Annotated in this window: 11 protein-coding genes and 1 riboswitch; of the genes, 8 read left to right on the forward strand and 3 right to left on the reverse strand. The window is 70.9% G+C overall.

Annotation, left to right across the window (positions count from 1 at the left end; translation table 11 throughout):
* The first annotated feature begins 16 nt into the window (after positions 1-16).
* The 7 genes from ABD978_RS00910 to ABD978_RS00940 all read left to right on the forward strand — a co-directional run bounded on the left by ABD978_RS00910 (position 17) and on the right by ABD978_RS00940 (position 6714).
* Positions 17-1342, forward strand: coding sequence for an ABC transporter substrate-binding protein (locus ABD978_RS00910; protein WP_345346577.1), 1326 nt, complete (start codon positions 17-19; stop codon positions 1340-1342).
* Position 1343: 1 nt separating this feature from the next.
* Entirely contained in the window at positions 1344-2276 is a 933-nt protein-coding gene (locus tag ABD978_RS00915; RefSeq protein WP_345346580.1) for a carbohydrate ABC transporter permease, read from the forward strand.
* Positions 2277-2288: 12 nt separating this feature from the next.
* Positions 2289-3188 carry a carbohydrate ABC transporter permease gene (locus tag ABD978_RS00920; RefSeq protein ID WP_345346583.1) on the forward strand — a complete coding sequence of 300 codons (900 nt, stop codon included), beginning with the start codon at positions 2289-2291 and terminating at the stop codon, positions 3186-3188.
* Positions 3185-4447 (forward strand): 6-phospho-beta-glucosidase, encoded by a 1263-nt coding sequence (locus tag ABD978_RS00925; RefSeq protein ID WP_345346586.1) that lies wholly within the window; start codon positions 3185-3187, stop codon positions 4445-4447. The genes ABD978_RS00920 and ABD978_RS00925 overlap by 4 nt, the downstream gene beginning before the upstream one ends.
* Entirely contained in the window at positions 4444-5421 is a 978-nt protein-coding gene (locus ABD978_RS00930) for an N-acetylglucosamine kinase (protein ID WP_345346589.1), read from the forward strand. Before ABD978_RS00925 ends, ABD978_RS00930 begins: the two co-directional genes overlap by 4 nt.
* 310 nt (positions 5422-5731) lie before the next feature.
* Complete coding sequence (locus ABD978_RS00935; RefSeq protein WP_345346592.1) at positions 5732-6037, forward strand: hypothetical protein; 306 nt, start codon at positions 5732-5734, stop codon at positions 6035-6037.
* Positions 6038-6354: 317 nt separating this feature from the next.
* Entirely contained in the window at positions 6355-6714 is a 360-nt protein-coding gene (locus ABD978_RS00940; RefSeq protein WP_345346595.1) for a hypothetical protein, read from the forward strand.
* Positions 6715-6863: 149 nt separating this feature from the next.
* Here the strand turns inward: ABD978_RS00940 and ABD978_RS00945 are convergent, their stop codons facing one another.
* The 3 genes from ABD978_RS00945 to ABD978_RS00955 all read right to left on the reverse strand — a co-directional run bounded on the left by ABD978_RS00945 (position 6864) and on the right by ABD978_RS00955 (position 12489).
* A complete protein-coding gene (locus ABD978_RS00945) occupies positions 6864-7946 on the reverse strand; it encodes a lysylphosphatidylglycerol synthase transmembrane domain-containing protein (RefSeq protein WP_345346598.1) in 1083 nt (360 codons plus the stop codon).
* Positions 7947-8201: 255 nt separating this feature from the next.
* Positions 8202-11846 carry a methionine synthase gene (gene metH / locus ABD978_RS00950; RefSeq protein WP_345346601.1) on the reverse strand — a complete coding sequence of 1215 codons (3645 nt, stop codon included), beginning with the start codon at positions 11844-11846 and terminating at the stop codon, positions 8202-8204.
* A 15-nt stretch (positions 11847-11861) separates the two neighbouring features.
* Positions 11862-11940: riboswitch (S-adenosyl-L-homocysteine riboswitch) on the reverse strand.
* Between the two features lie 81 nt (positions 11941-12021).
* The gene (locus ABD978_RS00955) at positions 12022-12489 is read right to left on the reverse strand and encodes a MarR family winged helix-turn-helix transcriptional regulator (RefSeq protein WP_345346604.1); all 468 of its coding nucleotides are present in this window, start codon (positions 12487-12489) and stop codon (positions 12022-12024) included.
* A gap of 121 nt (positions 12490-12610) precedes the next feature.
* On the opposite strand from ABD978_RS00955, the gene ABD978_RS00960 reads away from it, so the two are divergent.
* Complete coding sequence (locus tag ABD978_RS00960; RefSeq protein WP_345346608.1) at positions 12611-13429, forward strand: SDR family oxidoreductase; 819 nt, start codon at positions 12611-12613, stop codon at positions 13427-13429.
* The last annotated feature ends 94 nt before the right edge of the window (positions 13430-13523 follow it).

Consider the following 13523-nt stretch of genomic DNA (forward strand, 5'->3'; position numbering starts at 1 on the left):
CCGAAGGAGAACAGGAGTGTCCCCACGCCCCCGGCGGCTCGTAACCGCCCTCATCGCCGCTCTCGCCGTCACCACCGCCTGTACCGCGGGCGGCGGCAAATCCCCCACCGACGCCGGGCCCAAGGCCGAGGCGCGCCAGACCATCGAGGTCTGGCACGGCTGGAGCGCCCCGCACGAGGTCAAGGCGTTCGACGACGCCATCGCCGGCTTCCGCCGCCTGCACCCCAACATCACCGTCAAGCTGGTGAAGGGACAGGACGACACCAAGATCCTCAACGCGGTGCGCAGCGGCAACCCGCCCGACGTGGTCTCCTCGTTCTCCACCAACAACGTCGGCCAGTTCTGCTCCAGCGGCGCGCTGCAGGACCTGACGCCCTTCCTGCGGAAGGACGACGTCGACCTGGACATGTTCCCGAAGGCGGTGCAGTCCTACACCCAGTACAAGGGCGTCCGCTGCACGCTGCCGCTGCTGGCCGACGACTACGCCCTCTACACGAACAAGGCGCTGATGAAGGGCCAGCAGCCGCCGAAGACGATCAGCCAGCTCACCGCGCTGGCCAAGAAGCTGACGGTCCGCAACCCGGACGGCACCATCAAGATCGCCGGTTTCCTGCCGTCGATCACCTACTACGAGCACGTGCCCGAGCACATCGCCCCGAGCTTCGGAGTCACCTGGCTGAACGCGCAGGGACGGGCGAACTTCGCCGCCGACCCGGGCTTCGCCACGTACTTGAAGTGGGAGAAGAGCCTGATCGACTGGTACGGCTACGACAACGTCAAGAAGTTCGTCCACAGCATGGGCCAGGAGTTCGAGGCGTCCAACCCCTTCGAGAAGGGCAAGGTCGCCATGGCCGTCGACGGCGAGTGGCGCGTGAAGTTCCTCCAGGAGGAGGCGCCGAAGGTGCAGTACGACACGACGCCCGTACCGGTGAACGACGACCGGCAGAACGCCTTTGGCGGGGGCTTCATCACCGGCACCGTCATCGGGATCCCGCGCGGCGCCCGGCACCCGCAGGCGTCCTGGGAGTTCGTGAAGTACCTGACCACGAACACGGACGCGCTGGTGACCTTCGCCAACGGCCTCGGCAACGTCCCCAGCACGATCCCGGCGCTGGCCTCGCCGAAGCTGAGCCTGCCGACGCAGTTCCGCACCTTCCTCGACGTCTTCAAGGACCCCAACAGCACGACGATCCCCTCGACCGTCAACGGCGGGGACTTCATCGTGAAGTTCCAGAGCTTCGTGCGGGACGAGTGGGAGCCCGGCAAGGTCCCCGACCTCCAACAGGGCCTGACGCAACTGGACACACAGGTCGACAACGCGCTGAAGCTGGCCGGAGGCTGAGGTGGCGCTGGCCGCGCTGAATCACTCCCGTGGCCGTCACCGGCTCCGGGTGCTGGCCTTCATGTCGCCGTGGCTGATCGGGTTCGCGTTCTTCTTCGCGTACCCGCTCGCCGCGACGGTCTACTTCTCCTTCTACCGCTACAACCTGTTCCAGCTGCGGCCGGTCGGGCTGACGAACTACCGGTTCCTGTTCAAGGACCCGTACGCCTGGAAGGCGATCAAGAACACGCTGTGGCTGGTCGTGGTGATGGTGCCGCTGCGGGTGCTGTTCGGCCTCGGCCTCGCCCAGTTGCTGACGAGGGTCAGGCGTGGCGGGAACCTCCTGCGCTCGATCTTCTACCTGCCGTTCCTGATCCCCCCGGTCGCCGCGACCGTGGCGTTCGTCTTCGTCGTCAACCCCGGCACCGGGCCGGTCAACGGCATCGCGGCCAAGGTCGGCATCCACCTGCCGGACTGGTTCAACGACCCGGCCTGGACCAAGCCTGGCCTGACCCTGCTGGCGCTGTGGGGCATCGGCGACGTCATGATCATCCTGCTGGCGGCGCTGCTCGACGTGCCGAAGACGCTGTACGAGGCGGCGGCGATCGACGGGGCGAACGCCTGGCAGCAGTTCCGCCGGATCACCCTGCCGACCATCTCCCCCGTCCTGATGTTCTCGGTCGTGACCGGGGTGATCCAGACGCTGCAGTACTTCACGCAGGCGATGGTCGCGGCCAACGCCTCACAGGGCAACGCCGACCAGGCGGGCACCACCACGGCGCCCGGCTACCCCGACGGCGCGTCGCTGACGTTCCCGCAGGACCTCTACAACGAGGGCTTCCAGCAGTTCAACATGGGCTACGCCTGCGTGCTCGCCCTCATGCTGTTCGCCGTCGCGATGGTCTTCACCCTGATCCTGCTCCGCCGCTTCCATGCCTTCGCCGACGACGACTGAGAGGAGGCGACGTTGACCGGCACGACGACCCTCGCGGCCCGGCCCTCCGCCGTCGGCGCGCCGCGGCGCCCGGCCGCCGCCGGCGGGCGCGGGCGGCGGTTCCTGTACTGGACCGCCACCCACGCGATCGCGATCGCGTTGGCGATCATGTTCCTGGCGCCGCTGGTGTTCATGTTCCTCACCGCGGTGATGAGCGCGAACCAGGCGCTCACCGGCGCCCTGTGGCCGAGCTCGTGGCACTGGGAGAACTTCGGCAGGGCGCTGACCACCGACCACGGCGTGATGGTGCGCTGGCTCGTCAACACGCTGATCTACGCGGTCCTGGCCACCGTGTTCATGCTGATCTCCAGCATCCCCGTCGCGTACGCGCTGGCACGGTTCCGCTTCCGCGGCCGGAAGACGGCGTTCGTCCTGGTCATCACGACGATGATGCTGCCGCCGCAGGTCACGATCGTGCCGATGTACATCGTCTGGGCGCGGTTCCACCTGACCGGCACGCTGTGGCCGCTGATCATCCCGATGCTGTTCGGCGACGCGTTCTCGATCTTCCTGCTGCGGCAGTTCCTCATGACGATCCCGCGTGAGTACGCCGACGCCGCCCGCGTCGACGGCTGCGGCGAGATCGCCGCGATGCTGCGGGTGGTGCTGCCGATGGCCCGGCCGGCGATCGCCGCGGTGGCGCTGTTCCAGTTCTTCTACGCCTGGAACGACTACTTCGGCCCGCTCATCTACACCAAGCCGGAGACGTGGACGCTCGCGGTCGGCCTGTCGACCTTCCGCGCCGCCCACCACGTCGAGTGGAACCTCACGATGGCCGCGACCCTCCTGACCGTGCTGCCGGTCATCATCGTGTTCTTCCTGGCCCAGCGGGTTTTCATCCAGGGCGTGACCTTGACGGGGGTGAAAGGGTGAAGATCTGTGTGGTCGGCGGCGGCTCGACGTACACGCCGGAGCTCGTGGACGGCATCGCGCGGCTGCGCGCGACCCTGCCGGTCTCGGAGCTGGCGCTGGTCGACCCCGACCGGCGCCGCCTGGACCTGGTGGGCGGCCTGGCGCGGCGCATCTTCGCCCGGCAGGGCCACCCCGGCGTGATCCGTACGACGTCCGAACTGGACGAGGGCGTCGACGGCGCGGCGGCCGTGCTGCTGCAACTGCGCGTCGGCGGACAGGCGGCCCGCCACGTCGACGAGACGCTGCCGCTGGACTGCGGCTGCGTCGGTCAGGAGACGACCGGCGCGGGCGGGCTGGCCAAGGCCCTGCGGACCGTGCCGGTCGTGCTGAGGATCGCCGAGCGGGTGGCGGCGCTGGCGCCGGACGCCTGGATCGTCGACTTCACCAACCCGGTCGGCATCGTCACCCGCGCGCTGCTGGACGCCGGGCACCGCGCGGTCGGCCTGTGCAACGTCGCGATCGGCTTCCAGCGCCGCTTCGCCGCCGTGCTCGGTGTGCCGCCGGACCGTGTACGGCTCGGTCACGTCGGCCTGAACCATCTGACGTGGGAACGCGCGGTGCACGTCGACGGGCAGGACGTGCTGCCGCGGCTGCTCGCCGACCACGCCGGGGACATCGCCGCCGACCTCGGGCTGCCCGCCGCCCTCATCCGCCGCCTCGGCGTGGTCCCGTCGTACTACCTGCGCTACTTCTACGAGCACGACGCGGTCGTGGCCGAGCAGTTGCACGCCCCGTCGCGGGCGGAGCAGGTCACGGCGATCGAGGAGGGACTGCTGGAGATGTACGCCGACCCGGCGCTGGACGAGAAGCCGGCGCTGCTGGAGGAGCGCGGCGGCGCGTACTACTCCGAGGCAGCCGTCGACCTGGTCGCGTCCCTGGCCGGGAACCGCGGCGACGTGCAGGTCGTCAACGTCCGCAACGGCGGCCGGCTGCCGTTCCTGCCGGAGGAGGCGGTGATCGAGGTCCCGGCGCGGATCGGCTCGGCCGGGCCGGATCCGCTGCCGGTGGATCCGGTCGAGCCGCTGTACGCCGGGCTGATCGCGCACGTCTCCGCGTACGAGGAGCTGGCCCTGGAGGCGGCGCTGAAGGGCGGTGTCGACCGGGTCGCGGACGCGCTGCTCGCCCATCCCCTCATCGGCCAGGCGAGCACCGCCGACGAGCTCGCCCGTCGCCTGGTCGCCGCGAACGCCGCCCACCTGCCCTGGGCGGTGACCGCGTGATCCTCGCGATCGACGGCGGCAACAGCAAGACCGACGTCGCCGTGCTGACCGGCCGGGGCGAGGTCCTGGCCACCGCGCGGGGCGGCGGCTTCCGCCCGGTCGCCGACGGCGTGGGGCGGGCGGTGGACACGGTCGTCGACGCGGTGACACGCGCGCTGTCGTCGGCCGGGGCGGTCTCGCCCGTGGACCACGTCTCGGCCTACCTGGCCAACGTGGACCTGCCGGTGGAGGAAGAGCGGTTCCACCGGCTGTTCGCCGAGCGCGGGTGGGGCCGCGGCGTGCGGGTCGGCAACGACACGTTCGCGCTGCTGCGGGCCGGCACGACCGAACGCTGGGGCGTCGCGGTGGTGTGCGGGGCGGGCATCAACTGCGTCGGCGTCGCCCCCGACGGGCGGGTGGCGCGGTTCCCCTCGATCGGCAGGGTGACCGGCGACTGGGGTGGCGGGCACCACCTCGGCGAGGAGGCGCTGTGGCACGGCGTCCGCGCCGAGGACGGCCGCGGCCCGCGTACCGCCCTGTCGGCCGCCGTCGCCGCCCACTTCGGCCGCGACAGCGCGAGCGAGGTGGGGCTGGCGATCCATTTCGGGGAGGTTCACGAGGGACGGCTGGGCGAGCTGTCCCCGGTGCTGTTCGCCGTCGCGGCCGACGGCGACCCGGTCGCCCGCGGCCTGGTCGACCGTCAGGCCGAGGAGGTCGTCGCGCTCGCCGCCGTCGCGCTGCGCCGCCTGGACCTGCTCGACACCCCTGTGGAGGTCGTGCTCGGCGGCGGCGTCCTGGCCGCCCGGCACCCGCGGCTGATGACCGCGATCGAGGCCGGGCTCGCGGACATCGCCCCGCGGGCCGAACTCATGGTCGTCGAGGCTCCTCCGCTGCTGGGCGCGGCCCTTCTCGGCCTCGACGCCACCGGCGCCCCTCCCGAGGCCCACGACCGCCTCCGCGCCGGCTTCGGGAAAGAGGCCGCCGCGCCCGGATGAGGGTGACGAGGACCGCCGGGCGTGCCGCGGAGACCGAGGCCTGTCCGCTGTGCGCGGCCGGTGAGGCGCTCGAAGACCTGGACGGTCAGAACGGCCTGCGGAGTAACTCCTTGTCGAAGTGATCACTCGCTATATCAGCATACAAGCCGATAAGTCCGATTCTGGGCTCTACGTCTTTATTGCCACCTTACTCGAGGCTTGTCTTGTCCGGAATGACGCAGGGAATGGTATAAGTCGCGGTACAGACCAGAGAACCGGGAAAGTGCCGCCTGCACCTGTTTCGTGCGGTTCCAACAAGAAGGAGAACGACGTGCTGAAGAAAACATGCGCCACCGGCCTCCTGGCACTCGCCGCGGCCGCGGGCGCTCTGCTCACGAGTTCACCCGCGTCCGCGCAGACCCCGACGTGGGGCGGCGGCTGGGGTGGCGGCTGGGGCGGGGGTGGCTGCTGCGGGAACAGCAACTGGAACAGCAACCGGATCTTCAACCACACCAGCGTCAACGTCAACAACCGCAACAACAACGTCGCCATCGCCACAAACGGCCGGGGGCGCGACGGCGGGTTCTTCGGGGGCGACGGCCTGCTCGACGGGGGATTCGGGTTCGATGACGACTAGCCCTCGCTCCCGCCGATCCTGAGCCGTCGCGAGGCCGATCGGTCGTCACCCAGGCCGGACAAAGAGCTCATCTCAGCGGCTTATCACCGGCCGGCACCTGCCCGCACCGGAAAAAGCGGGCAGGGCCACCGCTGGGAATATCCGGACACTTACCGATACGTCCGATTTCATGAACTGCGTCTTTGTTGCCAAGTTACCCAGCACTTGTCTTGTCCGGAATCTGCCGGGGAATGTTACAAATCACGGCGCGGACCTGAAAATCAGGAAAGCGCCAGCGTGACGGCTATCGTTCGGTTCCGACATAGGAGGAGACTGACGTGCTGAAGAAGACATGCGCTACCGGCGTTCTGGCGCTTGCCGCCGCTGCGGGCGCTCTGGTGACGAGCTCACCCGCGTCCGCGCAGGTCCCCACGTGGGGTGGCGGCGGCTGGGGCGGCGGCTGCTGCAGCCACTCCTCGCACCATTTCCGGTTCCACTCGCGCCACCGGAACACCAACTTCAACAACAACGAGGTCTTCAACCACATCCCGATCCGCATCCGTAACCGGAACAACAACATCGCCATCGCCAGGAACAACCAGGCGCAGTCCGAGCGGCAGCGTGAGTTCCAGCGCGACGGCAGGTTCGACGGGTTCGGCGGCCTCGGGCTTGGGGGCTTCGGGGGGGATGACGACTAGTCCCCGCTCCCGCTGACCGCGGGCACTCGGGAGGCCCGAATCGGCCGTCACCCATAGGCCGGCGCGGCGAACTCGTCACAGCACGTATTTCGGTCGGTGCCCTGTCCGCCCTCACGAAGGGCGGGCAGGGCCGCGGGGCGCCGGCGTGGTCAGATGATCTGGCGGCGCAGCACCACCGCGAACGTGCAGGCGGCGGGCAGCAGGGGCAGCCACACCGTGATCAACCGATAACCCAGGACGGCTCCGACCGCCACCGCGGACGACGCACCGGTGGCGGTCAGTCCCGCGATCAGCGCCACGTCGAGCCCGCCGATCGCCCCTGGCGACGGGAGGACGGCGGTCAGCGCGGACACGCCGACATAGAGCACCAAGACGGTCCCGATCGTGAGCGAGACCCCGAGGCTGCGCAGTATCGCGAACAGGACGAGCGCGTGGAACAGCGGCAGGCTCGCCGAGCCCAGCCAGAGCGCCGCCGCCCGGCCAGGATGCCGCAGCACCGCGGTCAGCTGTCCCATTTCCCGTACCATCCGCGCGACCGCCGACGCGGCCTCACGGGCACGCAGGGCCCCCCATCTCCGCGGCCGGCGGAAGGCCAGCGCCGACAGGATCAGCACGCCGAGAACTCCGGCCGGCACGAGAACACCGAGACCGCCGTGCGCCAGCGGCCCGGTCATCGCCCGGCCACTCGGCGGCCGCCCCGGCGGGCGCGCCCGGTCGAGCACGGACGGGGCGAGCACCAGGGCGCCCGCCAGCAGCGCGAGGTGGGTGACACCGGTGGCCAGGGAGTTCAGGCCGACCGCGCCGACGGCGGCGCCCCGTGACACCCCATAGCGCTGCATGAAACGCACGTTGACCGCCATCGCCCCCGACCCGGCGGGCAGCAGGTGGTTGACGAACGACGCCGCGAACTGCACCGCGAACACCCGCCCCACCGGAGGACGCACCGGCATCACCCCGAACAGCGACACCGTGCCGGCGATCCACATCGCCACGGTGGCGAGCACGGCCAGCGCGAGCCACTCCCCGTCCGCGTCGGCCAGACTGTCCCCGCCGGCGCCGACGGCCGCGCGGTGCGTGACACCGAGGACGACGACGGCCACGGCGACGCCGGCCCCCAGCAGCAGCCGCACCATCGACGACGGGACGATCGCGGCACGGGCGGCCCGTTCCGGGTACCCGGCCGCCGCGTCGGCGACGCTCGCGGCCTCTGCCGTCCGCCCGGAGTGCTCCACGCCGGCCTCACCTCCGCCCGAGCCTCATCGCCTGATCCGACGGAACGGCGGCGCCCGATCGGCTACTACTCCGATAGTAGCCGATCACGGCGACTCGGCGGCGCGACCGCCCTTCCGCTCACTCCGACGTACGAGGGACCGTCGTGTCGCACTCAACCCCGGCCAGGTGACGAACGAGTAGCCAAGGCCACTTATCCCGACAAACCACGCGTTACCGGTGTACGTCGTCTGAAGGGCTGATCTCCGGGCAGGACCTCACTCCGGGTCGTAGGCGAGATTCGGGCGGAGCCAGCGCTCGACGTCGCCGAGAGGGACGCCGCGGCGACGGGCGTAGTCCCCGGCCTGGTCGCGGCCGATCCGGCCCACGGTGAAGTACCGGGACGCCGGGTGCGCGAACAGCAGGCCGCTGACGCTCGCCGCCGGGGTCATGGCGAACGACTCGGTCAGGTCCATGCCGATCCGCTCCGAGCCGAGCAGGTCGAACAGCGTGCGCTTCTCGCTGTGGTCCGGGCTCGCCGGGTAGCCGAGCGCCGGGCGGATGCCGCGGAAGCGTTCGGCGTGCAGGTCCTCGATGGCGGGGTCGGCGTCCGGTTCGTACCACTCGCGCCGCGCCTTCAGGTGCAGGTACTCGGCGAACGCCTCGGCGAGACGGTCCGCGAGGGCCTTCACCATGATGGCCCGGTAGTCGTCACCGGCCGCCTCGTACGTCGCGGCGAGGTCGTCGGCGCCGTGGATCGCGACCGCGAAACCGCCGAGGTGGTCGCCGGACGGGGCGAGGTAGTCCGCCAGACTGCGGTTGGGGCGTCCCTCCGGCTTCACCGTCTGCTGGCGCAGCATCGGGAACCGTACGCCGTCGTCGAGCACGATGTCGTCGCCCTCGGAGTGGGCGGGCCAGAAGCCGTACAGTCCCTGGGCGCGCAGCGACCCGTCCGCGATGATCTGGTCGAGCAGCGTGTTGGCGTCGTCGAACAGCTCGCGCGCCACCGGCTGCTCCAGGATCGCCGGGTACTTGCCCTTGAGCTCCCAGGCGAGGAAGAGGAACTGCCAGTCGATCATCGCGCGGAGGTCCGTCAGGTCCGGTTCGACGGACCGTACGCCGGTGAAGGCCGGGACGGGCAGGTCGTCGTACGAGACGCGCTCGGGGTTGGCGCGGGCCCGCTCGAGGGTGAGCAGGGGACTGCGCTGCCGGGTCTCGTGCTGGACGCGCAGCCGGTCCTGCTCGGCGCGGTTGCTCGCGTCCAGGGCCTCCGCCCGGTCGGGGTCGAGCAGGTCCGAGACGACGCCGACGACGCGGGAGGCGTCGAGCACGTGGACCGTGGTGGCGTCGTACGCGGGGGCGATCCGGACCGCGGTGTGCTGACGTGAGGTGGTGGCGCCGCCGATCAGCAGCGGGATCTTCAGCCCGCGGCGGTCCATCTCCGCGGCGACGGCGACCATCTCGTCCAGCGAGGGGGTGATCAGGCCGGACAGCCCGACGGCGTCGGCGTTCTCGGCGACGGCGGTGTCGAGGATGGTGGCGGCGGGGACCATGACGCCGAGGTCGATGACCTCGTAGTTGTTGCAGCCGAGGACGACGCCGACGATGTTCTTGCCGATGTCGTGCACGTCGCCCTTGACGGTCGCGAGCACGACCTTGCCGTTGCCCCGCTCCGCCTCGAGGCGGCCCTCCAGCCGGGCCTGTTCCTTCTCGGCCTCCATGAACGGCTCGAGGTAGGCGACCGCGCGCTTCATCACCCGGGCGCTCTTGACGACCTGCGGCAGGAACATCTTGCCGGCGCCGAACAGGTCACCGACGATCTTCATGCCGTCCATCAGCGAGCCCTCGATCACGTCGAGCGGCCGCGCGGCCCGCTGCCGGGCCTCCTCGGTGTCCTCCTCGACGAAGTCGACGATGCCGTGCACGAGGGCGTGCGCCAGGCGATCCTCGACGGGGGCGTCCCGCCAGGACAGGTCCACCGTGCGGCGGGTGCCCTTCCCGCTGACCGTCTCGGCGAAGGAGACGAGCCGGTCGGTGGCGTCGGGACGCCGGTCGAACAGCACGTCCTCGACGAGTTCGAGCAGGTCGGCGGGGATGTCCTGGTAGACCGCGAGCTGACCGGCGTTGACGATGCCCATGTCCAGCCCGGCGCGTACGGCGTGGAACAGGAACGCCGAGTGCATCGCCTCCCGTACGACATCGTTGCCGCGGAAGGAGAACGACAGGTTGGAGATGCCTCCGCTGGTACGGGCGCCGGGGCAGCGCTCCTTGATGAGCGGCAGCGCGTCGATGAACGCCTTGGCGTAGCCGTTGTGCTCGGCGATGCCGGTGGCGACGGCCAGGACGTTCGGGTCGAAGACGATGTCCTCGGCCGCGAACCCCGCCTCCCGCGTCAGCAGGTCGTAGGCGCGGCCGCAGATCTCGACCTTGCGCTCGGTCGTGTCGGCCTGGCCCTGCTCGTCGAAGGCCATGACGACGACGCCGGCGCCGTAGTCGCGGATGCGGCGGGCCTGCTCCAGGAAGGGCTCCTCGCCCTCCTTGAGGCTGATGGAGTTGACGACGGCCTTGCCCTGCACGCACTTGAGCCCGGCCTCCAGCACGCTCCACCGCGAGCTGTCGACCATGATCGGGATGCGGGCGGCCTCCGGTTCGGTCGCGACGAGGTTCAGGAACGTCGTCATGGCCCGCTCGCTGTCGAGCAGGTCGGCGTCCATGTTGACGTCGAGGAGGTTCGCGCCGCCGCGTACCTGCTCCAGCGCCACGTCGACGGCTGCCTGGTGGTCGTCGGCCTCGATCAGCCGCCGGAACCGCGCCGAGCCGGTCACGTTGGTGCGCTCACCGATCATGACGAAGCCGGTGTCCGGGCCGATCTCGAACGGCTCCAGGCCGCTGAAGCGGGTGCGCTTCGCCGGGGCGGGCACCCCGCGCGGCGGCAGGCCGGAGACGGCGGCGGCGATCCGCTCGATGTGCTCGGGCGTGGTGCCGCAGCAGCCGCCGACGACGTTGACGGAGCCGGCGCCGGCGAACTCGCCGAGCAGGTGCGCGGTCTCCTCGGGCGTCTGGTCGTAGCCGCCGAACGCGTTGGGCAGCCCCGCGTTGGGGTGGCACGCGGTGTACGTGCCGGCCAGGCGCGCCAGATCGGTGACGTGCGGGCGCATCTCCGCGGCGCCGAGCGAGCAGTTCACGCCGACGACGAGCGGGTCGGCGTGCTCAATGGAGTTCCAGAACGCCTCGACGGTCTGGCCCGACAGCGTACGGCCGCTCAGGTCGACGATCGTGACGGAGATCCACAGCGGCAGGTACGGGGCGACCTCGCGGGCGGCCGTGATCGCGGCCTTGGCGTTGAGCGTGTCGAAGATCGTCTCGATCAGCAGCAGGTCGACGCCGCCGTCGGCGAGGGCCTGGATCTGCTCCGCGTACGCATCGCGGACCTCGTCGAAGGACACGGCCCGGTAGGCGGGGTCCTCCACCCGCGGGGACAGCGAGAGCGTCACGTTGAGCGGGCCGATCGAACCGGCGACGAACCGCCCGCCCGCCTCGTCGGCGGCCTGGCGGGCCAGTTGCGCGCCGCGCAGGTTCATCTCCCGCACGTGGGCCTGCAGCCCGTAGTCCGCCTGGCCGATGCTCGTGGCGGTGAACGTGTTGGTGGTCGTGATGTCGGCGCCCGCCGCGAGGTAGCGCCGGTGCACGTCGAGAACGAGGTCCGGGCGGGTCAGGTTCAGCAGGTCGGGGTCGCCGGTGACGTCACGGGGATGGTCGCCGAACCGGTCGCCCCGGTAGTCCGCCGGGGTGAGGCGCGCGCCCTGGAGCATGGTGCCCCAGGCGCCGTCCAGCACCGCGATACGCCGGTCCAGGAGGTCACGCAGGGCCTGCGTCGCGTCTCGCCGGCCCGTCCGGCCGTCGTCGGTAGCGGATCTGTCCACTGGACCACCTCCCGTTGTCGGGAGGCGCCCTTGCGGTACATCGATGGCGGCCGAGCGTGGCGGGCGTACGCCCGTTGCAGCGCCTCTCGGCCTGTGAGATCGAGAGTACCAAGATCTGGCACCGCGATGGGCGGGCCCCACGGCCGAAAGCGGCCGCCGGCCGGCCGCGGCGTCGCTAGGGCGTCTCGGTGGAGAGCCTGCGCGCCTGGTCACGGCCCACTTCGGCGGCCGCCTCGAGGTAGTCGGCGATGATCTGGAGTTGCTCGTCGGTGTAGCGCTCGAGCACCGCGCCGAACGCCTTGCCCGGCGTCTCCCAGGCCGCCGCGACGCGGGCGGCCGCGTCGGGGGCGAGCGCCACGAGCGCCTTCCTGCGGTCGTCCGGGTCCGGCCGCCGCTGGACGAAGCCGGCCTTTTCCAGGCGGTCGACCAGCCGCGACGCGGATCCGGAGGCCAGGCCGGTGAGCTCGGCGATCCGGCCGGTCGTCACCGCCCCGGGCTCCAGGTCGAGCAGCGCGATGCACTGCACGTCGGTCGGATGCAGGCCGAGCCGGTCGGCCATCGCCTGGTTGAACAGCGTGTAGGCGGCGTAGTGCCGCTGACTCTCCCCCACGACGCGCTCGAGCAACTCCGCCCGGTTTGACATCCGGCGCCTCCATGCCGCAACTTTATCTTCGTCACGCAGATACTTCGGCACACACAATCTTCGCCACGAAGTATGTGCGTCACGTCCGCATACTAGTGGCCCTCCGAGAGGAATCACGAAGATGACCGTTCTCATCACCGGAAGCCGCGGCGCCGTCGCCCGCAACCTCATCGGCCTGCTGCGCGAGCGCGGCCACGCCCTCCGCGCGGCCTCCAGCCGGCCGGCGGACCCGGACACCGTCCGGTGCGACCTGACCGACCCGTCCACCTTCGCCACCGCTCTCAAGGGCGTGACCTCGGTGTTCCTTTACGCCGAGCCGTCCCGGATCGACGCGTTCATCGAGGAGGCCGCCGGCGCCGGAGTCGAACACGTCGTGCTGCTGTCCTCCTCGGCGGTCCTCGCCCCCGACGCCGCCGACAGCCCGGTGGCCAGAACGCACCTGGACGTGGAGCGGGCCCTGGACGCGTCCTCCATACCGGCGACGTCGCTCCGCCCCGGATCGTTCGCGAGCAACGCCCTGGCGTGGAGCCGGCTCCTGCCGGGCCGGCCCATCAGCCTGCCCTTCCCCGGCGCCCACAGCGACCCGATCCACGAGGCCGACGTCGCCGAGGCCGCCCTCGCGGTCCTCACCGACCCCGGCCCGGGCGGACGCCCGTACACCCTGACCGGCCCGGAGTCGCTCACGTTCGCCGAGCAGATCGACATCCTGAGCCGGGTGACGGGCCGTCCCTTCTCCGTCAGGCACGTCACCCGGGAGGAGTGGAAGTCGGAGATGGCCGACCACGTCCCGGCCGCCTTCGCCGACTCCCTGCTGGACTGGTGGGAGGCGCATGACGGCTCGCCGGTCGAGCTGACCGCCAGCGTGCGGGAGCTGACCGGTCGTCCCGCGCGCACGTTCGCCACATGGGCGCGGGACCACGCCGGCGACTTCCGCGCCTGACGCCGTTCCGCACGGGCCGCTCGGGCGGCGGACCGTGCCGGACGCAGAAGCCGATCGTGCGGCCGGCCTGGCCGAAGCCGGTCACCCGCGGATC

Origin of the sequence: Actinoallomurus liliacearum (assembly GCF_039542035.1) — a bacterium.
GTDB classification, from domain to species: Bacteria; Actinomycetota; Actinomycetes; order Streptosporangiales; family Streptosporangiaceae; genus Actinoallomurus; species Actinoallomurus liliacearum.